The sequence below is a fragment of the Nocardia sp. NPDC006044 genome, assembly GCF_042871115.1.
GTDB lineage: Bacteria > Actinomycetota > Actinomycetes > Mycobacteriales > Mycobacteriaceae > Nocardia.
In genome coordinates, this window is record NZ_JBIAID010000002.1 from 277,620 (window position 1) to 297,636 (window position 20,017).

At 69.0% G+C, this 20,017-nt stretch carries 20 protein-coding genes and 1 tRNA gene; 7 read left to right on the top strand and 14 right to left on the bottom strand.

Annotation, left to right across the window (positions count from 1 at the left end; all coding sequences use genetic code 11):
- Positions 1-99: 99 nt before the first annotated feature.
- The 3 genes from ACFYO1_RS18915 (at position 100) to ACFYO1_RS18925 (ending at position 1,421) form a co-directional block, all read left to right on the top strand.
- A complete protein-coding gene (locus ACFYO1_RS18915) occupies positions 100-402 on the top strand; it encodes a hypothetical protein (RefSeq protein WP_387232401.1) in 303 nt (100 codons plus the stop codon).
- Positions 392-781: a hypothetical protein gene (locus tag ACFYO1_RS18920; protein ID WP_387232403.1), complete on the top strand. Its 390-nt coding sequence runs from the start codon at positions 392-394 to the stop codon at positions 779-781. The genes ACFYO1_RS18915 and ACFYO1_RS18920 overlap by 11 nt, the downstream gene beginning before the upstream one ends.
- 130 nt (positions 782-911) lie before the next feature.
- Positions 912-1,421 carry a hypothetical protein gene (locus tag ACFYO1_RS18925; RefSeq protein WP_387232404.1) on the top strand — a complete coding sequence of 170 codons (510 nt, stop codon included), beginning with the start codon at positions 912-914 and terminating at the stop codon, positions 1,419-1,421.
- 24 nt (positions 1,422-1,445) lie between these two features.
- Here the strand turns inward: ACFYO1_RS18925 and ACFYO1_RS18930 are convergent.
- The 4 genes from ACFYO1_RS18930 to ACFYO1_RS18945 all read right to left on the bottom strand — a co-directional run bounded on the left by ACFYO1_RS18930 (position 1,446) and on the right by ACFYO1_RS18945 (position 5,769).
- Positions 1,446-1,519, bottom strand: a tRNA-Leu gene (locus ACFYO1_RS18930).
- A gap of 164 nt (positions 1,520-1,683) precedes the next feature.
- Positions 1,684-2,601 carry a ribonuclease Z gene (locus ACFYO1_RS18935; RefSeq protein ID WP_387232406.1) on the bottom strand — a complete coding sequence of 306 codons (918 nt, stop codon included), beginning with the start codon at positions 2,599-2,601 and terminating at the stop codon, positions 1,684-1,686.
- A 146-nt stretch (positions 2,602-2,747) separates the two neighbouring features.
- Positions 2,748-4,247, bottom strand: a complete 1,500-nt coding sequence (locus ACFYO1_RS18940) for an amino acid permease (RefSeq protein ID WP_387232408.1) — start codon at positions 4,245-4,247, stop codon at positions 2,748-2,750.
- A gap of 55 nt (positions 4,248-4,302) precedes the next feature.
- A complete protein-coding gene (locus tag ACFYO1_RS18945) occupies positions 4,303-5,769 on the bottom strand; it encodes a peptide MFS transporter (RefSeq protein ID WP_387232410.1) in 1,467 nt (488 codons plus the stop codon).
- A gap of 196 nt (positions 5,770-5,965) precedes the next feature.
- Here ACFYO1_RS18945 and ACFYO1_RS18950 point away from each other — a divergent pair, with 196 nt between their 5' ends.
- Complete coding sequence (locus tag ACFYO1_RS18950) at positions 5,966-6,421, top strand: SRPBCC family protein (RefSeq protein ID WP_375920533.1); 456 nt, start codon at positions 5,966-5,968, stop codon at positions 6,419-6,421.
- Positions 6,422-6,433: 12 nt separating this feature from the next.
- Here ACFYO1_RS18950 and ACFYO1_RS18955 read toward each other — a convergent pair whose 3' ends face one another.
- The 10 genes from ACFYO1_RS18955 to ACFYO1_RS19000 form a co-directional block, all read right to left on the bottom strand.
- Positions 6,434-7,381, bottom strand: a complete 948-nt coding sequence (locus tag ACFYO1_RS18955) for an exopolyphosphatase (RefSeq protein WP_387232412.1) — start codon at positions 7,379-7,381, stop codon at positions 6,434-6,436.
- The gene (locus ACFYO1_RS18960; RefSeq protein WP_387232414.1) at positions 7,378-7,914 is read right to left on the bottom strand and encodes a DUF501 domain-containing protein; all 537 of its coding nucleotides are present in this window, start codon (positions 7,912-7,914) and stop codon (positions 7,378-7,380) included. Before ACFYO1_RS18960 ends, ACFYO1_RS18955 begins: the two co-directional genes overlap by 4 nt.
- A complete protein-coding gene (locus ACFYO1_RS18965) occupies positions 7,911-8,579 on the bottom strand; it encodes a septum formation initiator family protein (RefSeq protein ID WP_387232416.1) in 669 nt (222 codons plus the stop codon). The genes ACFYO1_RS18960 and ACFYO1_RS18965 overlap by 4 nt, the downstream gene beginning before the upstream one ends.
- A gap of 15 nt (positions 8,580-8,594) precedes the next feature.
- Positions 8,595-9,881, bottom strand: a complete 1,287-nt coding sequence (gene eno, locus ACFYO1_RS18970) for a phosphopyruvate hydratase (protein ID WP_387232418.1) — start codon at positions 9,879-9,881, stop codon at positions 8,595-8,597.
- A 112-nt stretch (positions 9,882-9,993) separates the two neighbouring features.
- Entirely contained in the window at positions 9,994-10,728 is a 735-nt protein-coding gene (locus ACFYO1_RS18975) for a lytic transglycosylase domain-containing protein (protein ID WP_387232419.1), read from the bottom strand.
- A gap of 30 nt (positions 10,729-10,758) precedes the next feature.
- Positions 10,759-12,558, bottom strand: a complete 1,800-nt coding sequence (locus tag ACFYO1_RS18980) for an ABC transporter ATP-binding protein (RefSeq protein ID WP_387232421.1) — start codon at positions 12,556-12,558, stop codon at positions 10,759-10,761.
- Entirely contained in the window at positions 12,551-12,682 is a 132-nt protein-coding gene (locus ACFYO1_RS18985; RefSeq protein ID WP_387232423.1) for a hypothetical protein, read from the bottom strand. The genes ACFYO1_RS18980 and ACFYO1_RS18985 overlap by 8 nt, the downstream gene beginning before the upstream one ends.
- Positions 12,683-12,884: 202 nt before the next feature.
- Positions 12,885-13,733 (bottom strand): ABC transporter permease, encoded by an 849-nt coding sequence (locus tag ACFYO1_RS18990; protein ID WP_387232425.1) that lies wholly within the window; start codon positions 13,731-13,733, stop codon positions 12,885-12,887.
- Positions 13,730-14,713 (bottom strand): ABC transporter permease, encoded by a 984-nt coding sequence (locus ACFYO1_RS18995; protein WP_387232427.1) that lies wholly within the window; start codon positions 14,711-14,713, stop codon positions 13,730-13,732. The genes ACFYO1_RS18990 and ACFYO1_RS18995 overlap by 4 nt, the downstream gene beginning before the upstream one ends.
- Complete coding sequence (locus ACFYO1_RS19000; RefSeq protein ID WP_387232429.1) at positions 14,710-16,227, bottom strand: ABC transporter substrate-binding protein; 1,518 nt, start codon at positions 16,225-16,227, stop codon at positions 14,710-14,712. The genes ACFYO1_RS18995 and ACFYO1_RS19000 overlap by 4 nt, the downstream gene beginning before the upstream one ends.
- A 215-nt stretch (positions 16,228-16,442) precedes the next feature.
- Between ACFYO1_RS19000 and ACFYO1_RS19005 the strand changes: the two genes are divergently transcribed.
- From ACFYO1_RS19005 to ACFYO1_RS19015, 3 genes are read left to right on the top strand one after another with little or no spacing between them, the layout of a single operon-like run.
- A complete protein-coding gene (locus ACFYO1_RS19005) occupies positions 16,443-17,645 on the top strand; it encodes a TauD/TfdA family dioxygenase (RefSeq protein WP_387232431.1) in 1,203 nt (400 codons plus the stop codon).
- On the top strand, positions 17,617-18,627 hold the full coding sequence (locus ACFYO1_RS19010; protein ID WP_387232433.1) for an ornithine cyclodeaminase family protein: 1,011 nt from the start codon (positions 17,617-17,619) through the stop codon (positions 18,625-18,627). The genes ACFYO1_RS19005 and ACFYO1_RS19010 overlap by 29 nt, the downstream gene beginning before the upstream one ends.
- A complete protein-coding gene (locus ACFYO1_RS19015) occupies positions 18,618-20,009 on the top strand; it encodes an alanine racemase (RefSeq protein ID WP_387232434.1) in 1,392 nt (463 codons plus the stop codon). Before ACFYO1_RS19010 ends, ACFYO1_RS19015 begins: the two co-directional genes overlap by 10 nt.
- The last annotated feature ends 8 nt before the right edge of the window (positions 20,010-20,017 follow it).

A 20,017-nucleotide genomic window follows, 5' to 3' on the forward strand; every position in this document is an offset into this window, starting at 1 on the left:
GGGGCCCGCTCTGCTGAACAGCCTTCTGCGCACGGTGAGCTGAGGGTGGCTGTGACTGCTGCTGCGAATGTGTCGGTGAGGGGAGTTAGCGTCTGACGCGTGTCAGTGAATATTGATGTCGCGTTTTCCATTCGGGGGTTACGGGACGAGCGTGAACGGGCGGGGGTGGCTGCGGTGCTCACCGATGTGCTCGAGCGCGAGCGGTTGAGCTTGGACGTCTTCATGACGTTCGGTGGGGACGGAGAGAGTTTGTCGGTGACAGTGGATTCCGACCGTCCGGTGATCTTCAGCGGGTTCTACCGCTGGCAGGACCCGTTCGAGGCGATGCTGACCAGCCGGGTGACCGCGCTGGTACCGCATGCCGAGCTCGTTTTCGATTGGAACTACGCCGATGAGGACTGAAGGCGAGGCCGTTGGCCCATGGAGTGATGTGCTGCCCGCCGAAGCTCCGGTCGCGCACCGGAACCTGGACGTGAACGTAGGTGGTCGAGAATTCACGACCCTCACCCATGACCACCTGCGCTACTGGCTCACCAAGCTGCCGTACGTGAGCGGGGGGTCGTTCATGACCGTGGCGCGCGCCGGTCAGGACGGCTTTATCCAGACCTATCGCAACCACGCGACCGAATACCTGCTCGAGGTGAGCACGGGAGCGGAAGACGGGACATACCTGGAAACCACGGTGGACAACCTCGACCGGGTTGCCCAGTTGATCTGGGACTGGCTGGAGAACGACCGGGTTCGCCTCGACGCGATCGACTGGAAGCATCGCTCGTTCTAGCGACCGCGATAGAACTGTCCCTCCAGGCTGGTGGGTTCAGGATCTCGAACAGCACGGTCGCTAACATCCGCGGGTGCCGATGTGCGAGCCGTCGGGCTCAACGGCCCATTCCCGCAGGAGGATTGACCAGATGCCGAACTGGCCGGCGCTCGACCCGATCGAACAGCACGACAAGCTCACCGAGATCACGAGCGAGGTGCTCCCCACCCTGCCGATCGGTTGGACTCGGCTTGTGGTGCGCGCCAGGATGATCGGGACGCATGCCGAATCCGATACCGGAGTGCGAATGCCCGACGGCACGATACGTGCCTGGTCCTTCCCGCCTGATGTCTGGCGGAAGTTTCAGCAACTGCGGAAAGGGATGTACGTTCAGGGACTCGGATCATGGATCGAGTTCGAATACATTCTGAATCCGCCCGACCGCTTCACCATCCGATACAACCGAGATAAGGCACCGGCCTTTTCGACCAGGCCGACAGCTGAGCACTTCGGTACCGAGAACAAGTGGTTTCCGCGATCGGACCAGGAGATGCCGGAGTGGTTCCGCCAGGGGCTGCGCCCAGCCCAGCCCGAGCGGCTCGCCGAGCCGGACATCGCGCTGCCGGACGCCGACAACAGACCGACCCGATCATCGACCTGACATGCCCGTTGTAGACGCTGTCTGTGCCCCCAGTCGGACTCGAACCGACACTCGATGGATTTTAAGTCCACTGCCTCTGCCAATTGGGCTATGGGGGCGTCCGGGACAGCGTACCGAGTCGTACGGGTGTACCGGAATTCCGACTGTTCAAGCTGTGCAACGTGTCGGCGTCCTCCTGGGAAATGTCGGGCAGTTGACCAAAGCGGGGGGCCGGGGCGGGGGTGGTGTGGGGCGGGGTCGGTCGTGTCTGGTTCGGTGCGGGTTATCGCCTGGGTGGCAGCGGGATTCGGGCGAGGTCGGTGGCGATGTGGATGGTGCCGGTGAAGTGTTCGCGGGCCTCGGCGAGGTGTGCGGAGAGGTCGCGGTAACGCTGGGAGAAGTGGGTGAGGACGAGGGTGCGGGTGCCCGCGTCGGCGGCGACCCGCGCGGCTTGCCCCGCCGTGAGGTGGCCGTATTCGTCGGCTAGGTGGGCATCGGCGTCGAGGAAGGTCGCCTCGATGACGAGCATGTCGGTGTCGGCGGCGAGTTCGTGCACGCCGTCGCAGAGACGGGTGTCCATCACGAAGGCGAAGCTCTGGCCGGGGCGCGGTTCGCTGACTTCGTCGAGAGTCACTGTGCGTCCGGAGATCTCGATCTGCCCCGCTTGTTGTAGTCGGGTGATGACCGGTCCGCTCAGTCCGAAGGAGCGCAGGCGATCGGGCAGGATGCGCCGGCCGGGCGGTTCGGTGAGCCGGTAGCCGAAGGTGTCGACGGGGTGGGAAAGCGGAACGGCCGACACCTCGAACGGTGCGCCGGGAAACGCCACCGGGCCTGGCGGGCCGATGGGGCGGGGCCGGATTTCCGCGCGCCGGTAATAAGACGTGGCATTGACGAGCCGCTCGTAATACTCGACCCCCGAGCCCGGGAAGCACACGTCGACCGCGTGCGGCACCTGATCGAGATTGATCCGCTGCACGACACCGGCGAGCCCGAGGCTGTGATCGCCGTGGAAATGGGTGATCGCGATCCGGGTGATGTCGGTGGCCGACACCCCGGCGTAGGTCATCTGCCGCTGCGTCCCCTCCCCTGGATCGAACAGCACTCCCTCCGCGTCCCAGCGCAGCAGGTACCCATTGTGATTGCGCTGCTTGGTGGGTACCTGACTGGCGGTCCCGAGGACAACGAGCTCCCGCTGCGACACTAGCGCCACGCTACTCTCGCGCCGCTTCCCGGCCCGACGCCCGAGACGCGCGCCCGACGTGGTGCCGAGCGGGCGTCCGGGCGATCAGGCAATGCGTGAGTGACACACCACGAGGACTTCGCGCAGACCATGTGCCGCTCGCTCCACTACTCCGCGGGCGAGTTGCGCAGCACCGAGTGGCGCCGGCTGTAGGCGAAGTAGATGACGAAGCCGAGCGCCATCCAGACGATGAACCGCAGCCAGGTCTCGACCGAAAGGTTCAGCATCAGCCAGACACAGGCGAGCACACCGAGAATCGGCACCACCGGCACCAGCGGCACGCGGAAACCCCGAGGCAGTTCTGGCCGGGTGCGACGCAGGATCAGCACGCCGACCGAGACCAGCACGAACGCGAACAGCGTGCCGATGTTGACCATTTCCTCGAGCGTGCCGAAGTCGACGAAGCCGGCCAGCACCGCGCAGACGATGCCGACGATCACGGTGATCCGCACCGGGGTGCCGAACTTGCCGGTGTGTGCCAGCTGCCGCGGCATCAGCCCGTCGCGGGACATGGCGAACAGCACCCGGGTCTGGCCGAGGAACATCACCATGACCACGGTGGTGAGCCCGGCGAGCGCGCCGATCGAGATGATGTTCTTCACCCAGGTATCGCCGTGAATCGCGAAAGCCGTTGCGAGCGTGGCATTCTCGCCGGACAGCTCGGTGTAGGGCACCATGCCGGTGAGCACCAGCGACACCGCGACGTAGAGGATGGTGACGATCAGCAGCGAGCCGAGAATGCCGCGCGGCACCGCCTTCTGCGGGTTCTTGGTCTCCTCGGCGGTGGTGGCGACCACGTCGAAGCCGATGAACGCGAAGAACACCAGACTGGCCGCGGCGAGCAGGCCGTACCAGCCGAAGCTGCTGTGCCCGGCGCCGGTCAGGAAGGAGAACAGCGACTGGCGCAGGCCGTCGCCCGATTCACCGGGCTGCGACGGCGGAATGTAGGGAGTCAGGTTCTCCGACTTGAAGTAGGTGATGCCGACGATCAGCACCAGCGCGATCACGGCCAGCTTGATCGCGACCGCGACCGCCGACACCCGCGAGGACACCTTGGTCCCGGTGGCCAGCAGCACGGCCAGGACCGCGATGAGCAGCACCGCGCCCCAGTCGAAGGACACCGAGCCGATGTGCACGATCGGCGTCGTGCCCATCACCTCGCCGAGGTACTGCGACCAGCCCTTGGCCACCACCGAGGTGGCGAGCGCGAATTCCAGGATCAGGTCCCAGCCGATGATCCACGCGACGAGTTCACCGAAGGTGGCGTAGGAGAACGTGTACGCGCTGCCGGCCACCGGCACCGTGGACGCGAATTCGGCGTAACAGAGCGCGGTGAGCCCGCAGGCGATGGCGGCGAAGACGAAGGCGAGCGAGACCGACGGCCCGGCGACATTGCCCGCGGTGCGCGCGGTGAGGGTGAAGATGCCCGCACCGATCACCACCGCGACGCCGAAGACGGTGAGGTCCCACGCAGTCAGGTCCTTGCGGAGTTTGGAGTCCGGCTCGTCGGTGTCCTTGATCGACTGCTCGACGGATTTGGTGCGGAACAACCCGCCCCATCGAGCCGGGTCCTGCCCCGTCGCGTCGTCCGGCCTGCGGATCGCCACACCTTCTCCTCTACCTCTGGTCGTGCTGTCGAGCTGTCTATGGCCCGGGGGCAGGCTAATGCACGCCCGCCATGTAGCTGCTGATCCGCGGCGCGATGGCGGCCACGATCAGGCCGGCGCAGACCGCGACGGCGCCGGTGATGCCGAAGTAGGCGACTTCGTGGTCCTGGTCATAGAACCGAGCCAAAGTACCCGACATCGAAGTGCCGATGCCAACCGAGAAAAAGTACAGCGCCATCATCTGTGCCCGGAAAGCTTCCGGCGCGAGCTGGGTGGTGACCGCAAGACCGATGGGTGAGAGCAGCAGCTCCGACACCGCGAATCCGGCCATGACGGCGACGATGAGCAGGATCGGCACATGCCGGCCGGTGATGAACGACAGCGGTACGAACAGCACGAAGGCGAGTCCCATGCCGATCACGCCCAGCGCGAATTTGCGCGGGGTGCTCGGCGCGCGCGAGCCGAGCTTGGTCCACATGAGCGCGAACAGCGGCGACAGCGTGATGATCCAGACCGGCTCGACCGAGCTGATCCAGTTCGACGGCGCGGTCCAGCCGAACAGGCGCCAGTCGATCCGATTGTCCGAATAGCCGGAGAGCACCGTGAAGATCTGCTGGAATAGCGACCAGAACACCGCGTTGGCGATGAACAGCGGGATGAACGCGCGCACCCGGCTGCGCTCGAGCGGCGTCACCTTGGCGCTGGTCAGCATGACGGCGAAGTAGATCGCCGCCGCGACGGCGATGACGCCGGTGGTCACGTCGGGCAGGTTGTCCAGGGTCACGAGGCCGGTCAGGAAGGCCACGGCGACCACAACGGCCGCGGCGGCGAGCAGGCCGAGCAGCGGGCCGATCGCGGTGCGCGGCAACGGGTTCGGCACGTCACGGCCGTGCGTGCCGAGGTTGCGCCGGAACACGACGTACTGGATCAGGCCCAGCGCCATGCCGATCGCGGCGGCGCCGAACGCGTAGTGGAAGCCGAGGTGATCGTGCAGCAGGCCGGTGAGCAGCGGGCCGCTGAACGCGCCGAGGTTGATGCCAAGATAGAAGAGGGTGAATCCGCCGTCGGCGCGCGCGTCGCCCTTCGGGTACAGCGTGCCGAGCAGCGAGGAGGCGTTCGCCTTGAGCGCGCCGCTGCCGAGTGCGACCAGCACCAAGCCGACGCCGACTCCGGTCAGGCCGGGCAGCACGGCCAGCGCGACATGCCCGGCCACCACCACCACGCCGCCGTAGAACACGGTCCGTTCCATGCCGAGCAGCCGGTCGGCGATCCACCCGCCGAGCACCGTGGACAGATAGACCAGCCCGCCGTAGGCGCCGACGATGCCGAACGCGGTGCTCTCATCCAGCCCGAGGCCGCCATCGGTGGCCGAGTAGTACAGGTAGTACCCGAGGATGCTGACCATGCCGTAGTACGAGAACCGTTCCCACAGCTCGACTCCGAATAGGTTTGTCAACCCGATCGGGTGGCCGAAGATGGTCCGTTCGGCGATCGGTGAATCAGCCGTTTTCGCTTCCGACATCCTCAGACCTTCCCATGTTTGCGACGATTCTTCGGCATCAACGCCGAAATTCCGAAGATCATCGCAGCATCGCGCCCGGTTGCGGATCGTGCCAGACTGCATATCGGAGCGTTTCCTCAGGCCCATGTTGGGCATCCGGGGAGCAGTGCGGTCCCGGCCGCGACGCCCCCCGGCAGACGACGAAAGTGACGCGCGGATGGATCCGATCGAAATCACGGTGCCCGCCTCGGTCGAGGACACGTTCGCGGTGCTGGCCGACGGGTGGTTGTATCCGCTCTGGGTGGTCGGCGCCTCGCACATCCGCGACGTCGACGCGGGCTGGCCCGCGGTCGGCACCCGCATTCATCACAGCGTCGGCCCGTGGCCGCTGAACCTGTCCGACACCACCAAGGTCCGCGAGGTGGACCCGCCGCGGATGATCGAGCTGGAGGCGCGGCTGTGGCCGGTCGGCTCGGCCTGGATCCGGTTGGAGCTGACCGAGATCACCGCCGCGACCACCCGGATCAGCATGTTCGAACGCGCGATCAGCGGACCCGCGGCGCTGGTGCCCGACCTGATTCAGACGCAGGTGCTGGCCCCGCGCAACAAGGAATCACTGTCCAGGCTGGCCGATCTGGTCACCGGCCGGGCCCGCGAAGGCAAGTCCGACTAGTCGCGGCGCCGGTCAGGCGATGGAGAGCGCGATGCCGTCCAGGATGTCGTGTTCGGACACGACGAGCTCGGAAATGCCTGCGCGGCGGGCGAGTTCGTCGGCCAGGACCTCGGCGATGACTCCCCCGCCGCCGATCACGTCGACCCGGCCGGGGTGCATGGGGCCGAGCGCGGCCCGCTCGTCGTGACTCATGCCGATCAGCCGATCACACACGGCGCGCAGCTGATCCAGGCTCAGCCGGGTGAGATGGACCTGCTCCGAGTCGTATTCGGGCAGGTCGAGGGCGACGGCGGCCAGGGTGGTCATGGTGCCTGCGACGCCGACCCAGGTGTGCGCGCCCTCGACGGGCACCCGGGCGAACGCTTCGGCCAGCCGCTCGGCGGCGAATTCCCGTGCCGCGCCGACCTGTTCGGCGGTCGGCGGGTTTCCGGGCAGGCAACGTTCGGTGATCCGCACACAGCCGATGTCGGCGGAGAACGCGGCCTGCACACCCGCGCTGTCGCCGAAGACGAGTTCGGTGGAGCCGCCGCCGAGATCGACCACGACGAACGGCCCTGCCTCGCTGGACAGTTCGCCGATCGCACCGGCGAACGACAGCCGCGCCTCTTCGTCGCCGCTGATCACCTCGGCCTCGGCGCCGGGCACCACGGTGCCGAGCTCGGCGCGGGCCATGGCGAAGAAGTCCTCGCGGTTGGACGCGTCGCGGGTCGCGGAGGTGGCGGTCATGCGCACCCGGCCGACACCCGAATCCCGCATCAGCGCAACGTAATCGGCCAGCGCGACCCGGGTGCGTTCGATGGCGTCGGGGGCCAGCGAGCCGGTGGCGTCGACGCCCTTGCCGAGCCGCACGATCCGCATCTCGCGGTGCACGTCGGCCAGGGTGCCGTCGTCGAGCACGTCGGCGATCAATAGTCGGATGGAGTTGGTCCCGCAATCGACGGCGGCTACCCGGTTGTTCATGCCTGTGCTCCGTTTTCCGGCGCGCCGGCCCGCTCGGACTTCGGCCAGTCGGCCGGAATCGCGGTGCCGCGCAACCCGTTGTCGGCGGCCAGCGCCACCGCCTCGTCGCCGAACGGATTCACGCCCGGCCCCTTGGCCAGCGCATGTGCGATCAGCACATGCAGGCACTTCACCCGCTCCGGCATCCCGCCGCCGGTGAAATCGGTGCCGAGCGACTCGATCTCGTTGCGCTCGGCCAGGTAGCTCTGGTGCGCGGCGAGGTAGGCGGCGGCCAATTCCGGGTCGCTGCCGAGCCGTTCGGTCATCTCGCGCATCACCCCGGCGGATTCCTGCCTGCTCGCCTCGGCGGTGAGCCGCGGGTCGGTCAGGTAGTACAGGGTGGGAAACGGGGTGCCGTCGGGCAGGCGGGGCGCGGTCTTCACGACGGCCGGGATCCCGTCCGGGGTGCGATACGCGACGGCGAGCACACCGCGCGGTTCGCGGCCGAGCTGCTTGGCGATGATCGCGAGATCCTGGTCGTTCGGCTGGGTCACCTGGGTCCTTCCGGTCCGGGCGGCGGCGCGACCGGCGGGGCGGGAGGTGGTGCCTGGCCGGCCGCGGGGGCGGGTTGTGGTTCGGAAATGCTGTGCCACAGTTCGGTGTACCAGGGGTCCGGCTCCCTGGACTTGGTCACCGCGGTGGGCGGGGCGGAGGCCTCCATGCCGGGCACCTGCACGATGTACGGGGTCTCACCGGGCAGCACCAGCCGCAGCCGGTCACGCGCCTCGGAACGGATGTAGGCCGGATCCTGTTGCTGCGCACGGCGATCGCGCAGCCGGGCCAGGTCCGCTTCCAGATCCCGGCGCTGCTGCGCCAGTTGCGCGGCCTCGGCCCGCTGGGTGAAGTACGTGCGCATCGGGACGGCGAGGGTGAGCGCCAGCGCGCACACCACGATCGCCAGGATCACCGCCTTGCCGGTGGACAGGCCGAGGATCGTACGGTCGTGCTTGTCCGCGCCGTGGCCGCCGGTGCGCAGGCCGACCTTCTGTGGCCCGGCCTTCTTGTCGTCGGATCGCCTGCGCGCGGTGCGTTTTACCGCCGCGGGCCGGGCGGCCGTCTCCGTGTCGGTTCCGGCCCTGGGCCGCGATCTGGCCGAACGCGACGTGCGGCGGTCCCCACGCCCGGCTGGACTGGTCCCACGCGCACGTCGCTCCGTCATAGCGTCCCTTGTTTACTAACCCTCGAAGGCGAAGCGCGGGAACGCGACATCTCCCGCGTACCGCGCGGAATCACCGAGCGCGTCCTCGATGCGCAGCAGCTGGTTGTACTTCGCCACCCGCTCGCTGCGCGCCGGCGCACCGGTCTTGATCTGGCCGCTGCCCACCGCGACCGCGAGGTCGGCGATGGTGGTGTCCTCGGTCTCGCCGGACCGGTGGCTCATCATCGTCTTGTAGCCGTTGCGGTGCGCGAGCTCCACGGCGTCCAGCGTCTCGGTGAGCGTGCCGATCTGGTTGACCTTCACCAGCAGCGCGTTCGCGGCGCCCTTGGCGATGCCCTCTTCCAGGCGCTCCGGGTTGGTGACGAACAGGTCGTCGCCGACGATCTGGATCTTCTCGCCGATCTCGTCGGTGAGCGAGACCCAGCCGTCCCAGTCGTCCTCCGACAGCGGGTCCTCGATGGAGACCAGCGGGTAGGCGGCGAGCAGCTCGGCGTAGAACTGGGTCATCTCGGCGGCGCTGCGCACGCTGCCCTCGAACTTGTAGCCGCTACCGGTGGTGTAGAACTCGGTGGCCGCGACGTCGAGCGCCAGCGCGACATCGCTGCCGAGCTTCAGGCCGGTCTTGCCGATGGCCCCGCTGATCAGGTCGAGCGCCTCGCGGGTGCCGGCCACGTCGGGGGCGAAGCCGCCCTCGTCGCCGAGACCGGTGGACAGGCCCTTGGACTTCAGCTCCGCCTTCAGCGCGTGGTAGACCTCGGCGCCCCAGCGCAGCGCCTCCTTGAAGGTGGGCGCGCCGATCGGGGCGACCATGAACTCCTGCACGTCCACGCTGGTGTCGGCGTGCGCGCCACCGTTGAGGATGTTCATCATCGGCACCGGGAGCACGTGTGCGTTCGGGCCACCGAGGTAGCGGAACAGCTCCAGGCCGGAAGACTCGGCGGCGGCGCGGGCCACCGCGAGCGAGACGCCGAGCAGCGCGTTCGCGCCGAGGCGGGACTTGTCCGGGGTGCCGTCCAGGTCGAGCAGCACCTGGTCGACGGTGCGCTGCTCGACCGCGTCCAGACCGATGACGGCCGGCGCGATCTCGTCGAGCACACCCTCGACCGCCTTCTGTACGCCCTTGCCGCCGTAGCGCTCGCCGCCGTCACGCAGCTCGACGGCCTCGTGCTCGCCGGTGCTGGCGCCGGAGGGCACGGCGGCCCGGGTCAGGGTGCCGTCGTCGAGGGCGATCTCGACCTCGACAGTGGGGTTTCCGCGAGAATCCAGGATCTCGCGAGCTCCGACCTGTTCGATGATGGCCACGAAAACGACACTCCTTAGGCTGCAGGCACGGTGGGTATTACGGGAATTGCCGTGCGCTGCGAGCCTAGCGTCCGCCGAGCTCGGCGGGTAACCGGCACTCCGGTGGGGCAGGTCATACCCGGCGGCCGACGCTGTAGGCGGCGGCGCGGTCGCGCACGGTCAGCAGGTAACTGGTGGACTGGTTGTAGGTGAGCAGCGCCTGCTGCCAGCCGTGCTCGGAGGTCAGATCGCCGCCGCTGGCACACAGGTAGCGGGCCGCGGTGAGGGCCGCGTCGTCGATGTTCTGCGGATCGGCCACGCCGTCGCCGTTGGCGTCGACGCCCCAGCGCTTCCAGGTTTCCGGGATGAATTGCAGCGGGCCGATGGCGCGGTCGAACTCCGGGTCACCGTCCAGCGCACCGCCGTCGGTGTCCTTGACCAGCGCGACACCCGGGGAGCCGTCGAGCGGGATGCCGATGATCGGCGGGCGCACGGTGCCGTCCGCGTCGATCCGCGAGCCGCCGTGCGAGCCGTGTTTGCTCTCCACGCTCGCGATGCCGGCGATGGTGGTCCAGGCGATGCCGCAGTCCGGCTTCGCGCGGGCGAGCACGGCGGCCGCGTAGCCATAGGCTTCCAGCGCGACCGAGGGGATACCCATGCGGTCGGCCTGTTCGTCGGCCCAGCCGCGCAATTGGATCGCCGTGCGGCCGGGACCGTCCAGGTCGATCAGCGGCAACGGGGTGCCGGGGCCGGGCGGGATGCCCTCGGGGATCGGCGGGAGATCGCGGTCGATCCCGCAACCGGCGAGCGCGAGGGTCACCACGACGGCGGCCAAGGCGCCGGTCTTTCGGAGGAGCACTCCATCCATCATCCAGGTCCGGCGGAGTACCCGGCGAAATCAGCCGAGCAGCTCGCGCGTCGCGGCGTGGGCGGGGGAGGCGAGTATGGCGCGCGTCTCACCGGATTCGACGACGCGGCCGTGGTCCAGGACGACCATGCGGGGGCAGTGGGCGGCGACCAAGGGCATGTCGTGGCTGATCACCAGCAGGGCCATGGCGCGGTCGTGCTGCAGGCGATCCAGCAGAGTCATGATCGATGCGGCGGTGGCGTGATCCAGCGCGGAGGTGATCTCGTCGCAGATGAGGACCGCGGGTTCGGCGGCGAGGGCGCGGGCCAGGGCGACGCGCTGGCGTTGGCCGCCGGACAGTTCGTGCGGGTAGCGGGCGGCCAGCTCGGGGGCGAGTTCGACCGACGCGAGCAGGTCGCTGATCCGCTGGGGCAATCGACGTCTCGGCACTCCCCCGATGCGGCGCAGCGGGCGGCCGAGGGTTTGCGCGACGGTCCGGCGTGGGTTGAGCGCGGAGCGGGGGTTCTGGGTCACCAGCTGAATGCCGTTGCCGCCATTGGTTCGCCGGCGGCCGGTGACCGGGATCGGCGTGCCGTGCAGTTCGAGGGTTCCGGTTGCCGGGCGGTGCAGGCCCGCGATGACCCTGGCGAGCGTCGTCTTGCCCGCGCCGGATACGCCGACGATCGCGAGCGCGGCCGACGGTGCGAGCTCGAGGTCTATGCCGGTGAGGACGGCATGGCCGTCGATCGACGCGCCGATACCGTTGGCGCGCAGCAGAAGCGGGCCGGTGGTCGCAGCCGGGTGCGAATCGGCCGATCCCACGGCGCGTGAGTTGCCGACCGAGGCCACGTCTGCGCCGGTCACCCTCTGCCGGGCCGGGACACCCGCTGGCGCTTCATGTTCCGTCGCATCGCCGATCAGGAACGCGGACTTCTCGCTGACCGAGTGCCCACCGCCGATCTCCGTCGGCGGAGCCGGGATACCCACCGGCGAACCGGATCCCGGCGGGCGATCGGTCGCGGGCTGTGCGGACGCAGCCGCATGCTCGAGGCTGTCGGTCACCAGTCCGCCGGCGAGTTCGATCACGTTGTCGGCGATGGCGTGCACGGTGTCGGTGTCGTGGCCGGACAGCAGGATCGCGGCCGAACGCTCGGCGGCGACCTCGGTGAGGAGGCGGGCGATGTCGGTGCGTAGGGCGCCGTGCAGGCCAGCCAGGGGTTCGTCGAGAATCAGCACACCGGTGCGGCGGATCAGGGCGCGGGCCAGGGCGACTCGGCGTTGCTGGCCACCGGAGAGTTCGCCGGAGCGGCGGCGCAGGTGTTCAGCGGAGAGGCCAACCAGTTCGAGGGTCTCGATCAAGGTGTCACGGGAGGCGTGCCGGGCGACCTCGTGCAGCAGTCCGCGCACCCGGATCAGCGGATTGAGCGCCGATCCTGGATCTTGGCCGACGAAGGCGACATGCATGCGGCGGAACCTTTGCCGGGCTGCGGGATCCAGTGCGAACACATCGTGACCCGCGACCGACGCGGAGCCGCCGCACCGGGAGGCACCCGTGGGCAGCTGTCCGAGCAACGCCCGCATCAGTGTCGTCTTCCCGGATCCGGAAGGTCCGGTGAGCGCGGTGATCTCACCCGCCGCGATCTGGAAGCCGATGGGCCCGAACAACTCCTGCCCTGTCGAACTGCGCACCGACAACCCGTCGACCACAACGGGTATACCGTCCCCCGCCCCCGCTCGAGACCGTGGCACAAGGTCACCGGCGTCGTTCACCGCATCACCGCGCGGGCTCCTCGACGCGCGCGGGGCATCGTCGACGACGCGTGCCTCGGCTTCCGCAACAGGTTCACTCACCATTGCTCCCCACCTCCGCCGACCACTGCCGGACATCCGCGGAGTCCGGATGCCGTTGCGTGCCTTGCCCGCCTAGCCGATGCCCGCCACCGCCGAAGCCGACGCGCGAGGTTCTGTCGCTCATCGGCGCTCCCCTCGCTCGAATGCCATCTGAGTGCCCGCCCTACTACTCGCCCGCGTTCGGCACCGTTGCCTGAAAGGGCCACGGCGGCAAGCTGATTCTGCTCGCTCATCCGTCCACCGCCCGACCCGAGCGCCCCACTGGACGCCCCGGCCACTGCGCCGATGTCCGCCACCACCGAGAACGAGGCGGGAGGCTCGGGCGCTCATGGGCGCTCCCCTCGGCCGAATGTGGTGACTGCCAGGTTCACGCTGACCGCGACGACCGCGATGGCCAGGCTCGGCGCGAGCACGGCCCACGGGTTGAGCAGCATGCCGGAGGCGTTCTCGCGCACCATAACTGCCCAGTTGCTTGCGCCCAGGGTGGTCGGCAGCTGCAGGAACGAAGCGGTGCTGACCAGGTAGACGGCGGCGACGAAGCGAAGGCCGAGTTGCGCGGTGACGACCTCGCGCAGGTTCGGGATCATCTCGCGGAAGACCAAGTGCGGCAGTGTTTCACCGCTGGCCTGGGCGGCTTCGACATAACCGGAGGCGGCGACGCCCGCGGCCGCTGCGGCGAAAACCCTGGCGCAGTATGGGGTACCGAACAGCAGCGCGACGACGAGCAGACCGGGGGCGCCCGCGTCCGGCCACGAGGTCAGGACGAGCAGGATGCCGAGCACGGCGGGCAGCAGCATGGCGAAGTCGGTAGCGAGCTCGATGAACCGGCCCACCCGCGGTCGCAGCGCGGCGACCGTGCCGAGCACACACGACAATGCCGTCACCGTCATCGCGATCACCGCCGCCAGTAGGAGCAGACCCCAACCGCCGTACAGCAATTGGCTCAGGACATCCCGGCCCAGCCGGTCGGTGCCGAACCAGGCGTCGGTGCCGGCCGGGCCGAACGGAATGCCGACGGGCGTCTCGGCCGGGTGCGGGGCCAGTGCGGGACCGAGCACGGCGAGCAGGCCCACCAGCACGGCGGGCAACCCCGTCAGCAGCCGAAGCCGATGCACCCGAACGTGATTCCACCGACCGTCGGTGCGCTGTTCGCGCGGTTCCAGCAGTCGCTTCATCCGCGCCCCCGCAACGACCAGGCCCGAATACCATCCGCAACGGCGAGCACGCACATGATGACCGCGCCGGACAGCGCGACCACCGAGGCGATCAACGACACGTCGCGGTCCGCCACCGAGCCGGCGAGCAGCGCCCCGAGTCCCGGATAGTTGAAGATGGTCTCCACCACCAGCGAGCCGCCGAGCACCATGCCGACGGTGGTCGCGAAACTCGCCACGATCGTGGGCAGGGCGAACGGCAAGGTGTGCCGCAGCTGCACCGCACGGGTGGAGAGCCCGTCCAGCACAGCGCTTTCCACGTGCGGCGCACGAGCGGCATCGACCATCGCGGCGCGCACCACCCTGGTGTTCCAGCCGATCTGCGGAATCGCCAGCGCGAGCACCGGCAGCACCAGCATGTCCGGGCTCGCCGGGAAGCCGGAGCGATCGGTGATGGTGACGGCGGGCAACCATCCGGCGGCCAGCGCGAACACCAGGATCAACAGCGTCGCGACCACGAATTCCGGCACCGCGGCGGCGACAGTCGTCGCGGGCTGCAGCAGCCGCACCGTGCCGTGCCCGAGCGCGCTCGGCCGACGCCGGACCGCGGCGCTCCCCGGCCTAGCGCGCTCACCCTGTCGCGCCGCCCACCACATGCCGAGCAGCAGCGACACGACCACGGTCAGCGTCAGCGCGATCCCCCCGAGCAGCAGGGTCGGCGGGAACTTCTCGGCCAGCAGGTCATTGATCGAACGTCCGCGCGCCGTGCGGCCGAAATCACCGGTCAGCACCCCGGAGATCCACTCCCAGAAGCGTTGCGGCAGCGGATGATCGAGCCCGAGTTCGCGTTCCTTGGCCGCGACCTGCTCCGGCGCGGCGTCGCGGCCGAGCACCGCCCGGGCCGTACTGCCAGGCAGCAGGTCGACCACCACGAAGACCGTTGCCAGCAGGGCGATCAGCAGGACGATGCGCCGGACCAGCAGGCGCGCGAACGAGATCACCCGGCCAACCAGGCTCGTTCCAGCTGCACCCTGGCGAAGCCGCCGAGCGTGGGCAGGTCGCGCACCTTGGCGGAGGCGATGTCGATGCCGTCGGCCATGCCCCACACCAGGTAGCCGCCGCGATCGTGCTGGATCTGCTGCACTTCCCGGCAGGCCTGGGTGTAGTCCGAGTCATTCTGTGCGGCCAGGGCTTTCGCGGTGGCCGCGTCGAATGCCGCGTCCTTGAAGCCGGTTTCGTTGCGGTTGGAGCCGCTGGACATCAGATTCTTCGCGTAGAACAGTGCGGAATCGTTGGTGCCCCAGGAGACCGTGTAGAGCGGGGCCTTCAACCAGGTCTGGTCGTAGAAGGCGTTCGACTCCTGGGTGACCACGTCGAGCCGGACCCCGATGTCGGCCAGCTGGGTCGCGATGACCTTGGCCGACTCGACCTCGCCGGGCGCCTCCGCCTTGGTCACCAGCGGATAGCTGCGCCCGGTGTCGAAATTGGCTTCGCGCAGTAGCGTTTTCGCCCGGTCGATGTCCCGGGTGCGCTGCGCGATCGCTCTGTCGTACTGCGGATCGCCGGTGCCCAGGATGTCGTTGGCGATCGTGCCGTAGCCCGAATGCACCTGCGTCACCAGGGCGTTTCGATCGACGCCGAGCCGCACCGCGGCGCGCACCCTGGGGTCGGCGAACGGACCATCCGAGGCGCGCATCGCGACGCCGAGCATGGTGTCGTCGGCCCGGCGCACCACCCGCAGGTCAGTGCGCCCCTCGGCCGTCCGCCCGGCGATCGCGCCGACATTGGACGCGAGGTCGATCTGCCCGCCGAGCACCGCGTTACCCAGCGCGGTCACGCTCTCGAACATGGTGACCTCGATGGCGTCGAGCAGCGGCGCCGGGCCGTGCCAGCGCTCGTTGCGCACCAGCCTGGCATTGCCGCCCTGGTACGACTCGAGCCGGAACGGGCCGGTGCCAATGGCTTTGGTGAAGTCGGTGGTGTCCTTCTTGACCGTGAAGGTCATCAGCCGCACCAGCAGCGGCAGCTGAGTGTTCGGTTCGGGCACGGTGAGCACCACCCGATTCGGTCCGTCGGCGGCGATATCGTCCACGGCCACCGGCATTTTCGACGCCCCGCCGACCGTGCGCAGCCTGCGCAGCGACCACACCACGTCGTCGGAGGTGACCGGGCTGCCGTCGTGGAAGGTCGCGCCGTCGGCGAGGGTGAAGGTCCAGCGGCGGCGTTCGGCGTCCGGCTCCCACCGGGTGGCCAAGCGCGGCGCGACATTCGGATCACCGCCGGGCACGGCGAGCGCGTCGTACACCAGCGAGGTGATCAGGAAGTCGCTGTCGTTGCTGAGGTTGGCGTGCGGGTCGCGTTCGCTGCGGGCCGCGGTGCCTAGGGCGCCGACGCGTAGCGTGCCGCCGCGCTGCGCGGGCCCGGACGAGTCCGTTCCCTTCGAGCACGCGGCGACGACGAGCATCGCGCCGATCCCGAGACTCGACTGCAAGAGCTGCCGGCGATTCAAACCCATTGCGCTGCCTTCTTCCTGGACGATCAGGACAGGCTAGCCTAACGGGTTGAGCGCAATACCGACGCGGTTGAGCCGATCTTCGCCGCATTTATGCGTTTCTGCTATTTTTTATAGACTCGCTTAGGTAAGCCTTGCTTAACGCAGCAAGACCAGATAGCTTCGCAGATCGACGTCACTCCTGCTCTTTCGAACGATGCGAAGAAGGGACTCCCTCGGTGAAAGGCGTTCTCTCCGAACGTAAGACGCTTCACCCGCAGGATATCGAACGTCGTGAGCTCCCCGCCGCCGCCGGGCGTGCGGTGCGTGAGCTCGCGCGGGAGATATCTACCACACTGATTTCCGCGTCCCACGACGAAGCCGCGCTGGCCGCCACGCTGACCGATCCGGCGCTGATCGCGCAGGTCGACGCCCGCGTCACCGAGTTGCCCACCGACGTCCGCCGTACTCTGCGCCCGCCCGCCACCAGCGCGGGCGCGACCATCGTCAGCCGGCTGCCGCTCACCGACGCCGAATTCGGGCCCACGCCACCGAGCTGGCGGGACGCCGCGCAGTGGAGCGGCAGCGCCGCCCGGCGGGCGAGCTCGTTCGAATTCGATCTGGTCATGCTGCTGCTCGCGCGTTGCGCCGGTGAGCCTTTCGGCTGGCAGGGCCAGCAGGGCGGACGGCTGGTCAACAACATCCTGCCGTCTCCCGGCCACGAGCACGAGCAGTCCGGCGCGAGCAGCAAGACCCTGCTCAGCCCGCATTCCGAGGACGCCTTCCACCCCGGCCGGGCCAACCTGCTGATGCTCGGCTGCCTGCGTAATCCGGACCTGGTCGGCACCACCGTGTCCTCGGTCCGGCGGGTCGAGCTGACCGCCGCACAGCGCAGGCTGCTGAGCACGCCGACCTTGCCGATCCTGCCCGACGTTTCGTATGGCACTGGGCACGAACGGTATTCGGCCGCGCCGCTGCCGACGCTGTGGAGCCCGGCGGGCCCGGACGAGACGACGCTGCGCTACGACCCGGCCTACACCCCGCTCGACGACGCCGACCCCGGCTTCCGCACCGCCTATGCCACGCTCAGCGCGGAACTCGAACGCGTCTGCATCACCGCCGCGCTCGTGCCCGGCGAGGTGCTACTGGTGGACAACGACGTCGCGGTGCACGGTCGGGTACCGTTCACCGCGCGTTACGACGGCACCGACCGCTGGCTCAAGCGGGTGAACGTCCGCCTGCCTGATCGGCCGCGGCGGCCGGAAGAGACCGACGAGAATGGATACGGGCAACGGATCGTCGCCCCGTTCCGCGCAGCAGTGAATTCCGCGTTCGCGTCCGGCGGCGACGAGCCGAGCCATACGGACGAACACCGGGCGACCCCTCCGGTGGCGATAGAGCGGGAAGCAGCACATGATCGAGGATCCTTTGAACATCCGTGACCGCAGCACCCCCTTACGGGTGCTCAGCCGCAGCGACCTGGCCGGCGTGCCGATCACGCCCGGCGATGTCGTGCGGGCCGTGGAGGACGCGTATCTCGCGTTCGCCGCGGGTGATTCGGACAACCCACGCAAACTCAGCGTGGCCAATCCCGACGGCTGGTCGGTGTCCTACGCGATGCTCGGCCGCGACGGCCGCCGCCGGGTGGTCGCGATGAAGACGTCGTACAAGTTCGATCCCGGTCACGATCGCAGCACCAAGCGCTACTACACGACCATCACGCTGTACGACGACAGCACCGGCGCGCCGATCGCGATGATGGACTGCTCCAGAGTCGGCGCGCTGCGCACCCCGGCGGTGTCGGCGCTGCTGGTGCGCGAGACCGTCCGCCGCGGCGCGGAGAGCGTGCTGCTGATCGGCACCGGCACCCAGGGCCGCAACGCGTTGCCGCACTTGCTCGCCGCGAACCCGCAACTGCGCAAGCTGATGCTGTACGGCACTCATCCCGAAGGCCTGGACGCGGTGCACCGGCAGCTCGCCGAGCACTACCCGCACGCGCTGCTCGAGACGGTGGAAGACCCGAAGGTCGCCGCGGCGAGCGCCGACGTGGTGCTGGCCACCGCCGGTCCGGGCACCGAGGTCGCGCTCGAATCCAGCGATCTCGCACCGGGTTCGACGGCGGTGCTGGTCGGCTACGGACTGGCTCCCTCGGCCTTGATCGACGCCGACCGGGTGATCGCCACCAGCGCCGAGCAGATGGCGTTGACCGGCACCGACATGGCCGGGCCGGACGGGACGCTGCGCGCGGTGGACGCCGAGCTGCCGCAGATCCTGAGTCGTCGTGCGGTCGGGCGACGCTCGGACGACGAACGCATCTTCGTCTACAACAGCGGACTCGTGCTGACCGACATCGCGGTCGCGCACGCGCTCGCCGAACGCGCCATCGCGGAAGGGCGCGGCACGGAGGTGCCGCTGTGGGATTAGACGCCGGCGCGGCCGGGGTGACGCGCGATTCGATCAGCGCCGCCCCGGTCCCGGCGCTCCTGGAGGAGTGGGAGCGCCGCGCGCTCGATGACCCGAATCTGCTGGGTGACATCGGTTTTGCCGTGGGCGGGCCGTTTCATGTCTTGTATCCTCCGTGGGTCGGCCGCAACATCCACGGGTTTCGCGCGGTGTTCGAGCAGTCCGGGATCGATGGCGTCATCTACTACGGCAAGAAGGCCAACAAATCGCCCGCCGTCGCCCGCGCCTGCGCGGAAAACGGTGCGGGCGTAGATGTTTCCAGCACCGGCGAATTGACCGCCGCACTGGCGCAGGGGATTCGCGGCGACGAGCTGATGGTGACCGGGCCCGCGAAGTCCGACGAGCTGCTCTGGCTCGCCGCCCGGCACGGCGCGCTGATCGCCGTCGACGACCTCGGTGAGCTGGAACGCCTTGCCGCCCTCGGCAACTCGGCCACGCCGGTGCGGATCCTGCTCCGGGTGCTGCCCGCCGCGTCGGCCAGCCGGTTCGGCATGACCGAGCACGAGCTCGAGCAGGCGTTGGCCGCACTCGACGGCCGGGGATCGATCCGCCTGGAGGGCTTCAGCTTTCACCTGTCCGGCTACGCCGCCGTGGCGCGCGCCGAGCTGGCGTCCGCGCTGATCGCCCGCTGCCTGCACGCGCGGACGCTGGGCCATCCCGCCACGACACTGTCGATCGGCGGCGGCTTCGGCGTCGACTACGTGCCCGCCGCCGAGTGGGCGGAGTTCACCGAGCGCGTCGACCGGCGGTGGTTCCATTCGGGCAAGTCGTTCGAGTCGTACTACCCCTACCATTTCCCGGCTCCCGGCCCGGCCATGCTCGCCGCGATCCTCGACCACGACGGTCTCGCTCAGCGGCTGCGCGACAACGCCATCCGGCTGGCCGTCGAGCCGGGCCGCGCGCTGCTCGCGCACGCGGGTTTCACCGTCTTCCGAGTGCAGGGCAGCAAGCTCCGGCACGCCGACGGCGTGCCGTATCGCCTGCTCACCGTCGACGGAACCAGTTTGAGCCTGTCCGAGCAGTGGTTCGAGAGCGAATACCTGCCCGACCCGCTGTTGTGGCCGGTCCGGCCGGGCACGCCGACCCCGACCAGCGTCGGTGCCGCCACCTGCCTCGACTCCGACATGCTCAGCTGGCGCCGGATCCCGCTGCCACGCGCCGCCGAGGTAGGCGACCTGCTGATTTACCCGAACACCGCCGGGTACCAAATGGATTCGAACGAATCCGCCTTCCATGACCTGCCGATTCCGCCCAAAGTGGTGCTGCACGACGCGCCCGAGCTCACCCACCCCGCCGACGGCCGGCCCACGCGCGATCGGTTCCGCTGGACGCTCGACGGCTGACCCACCAC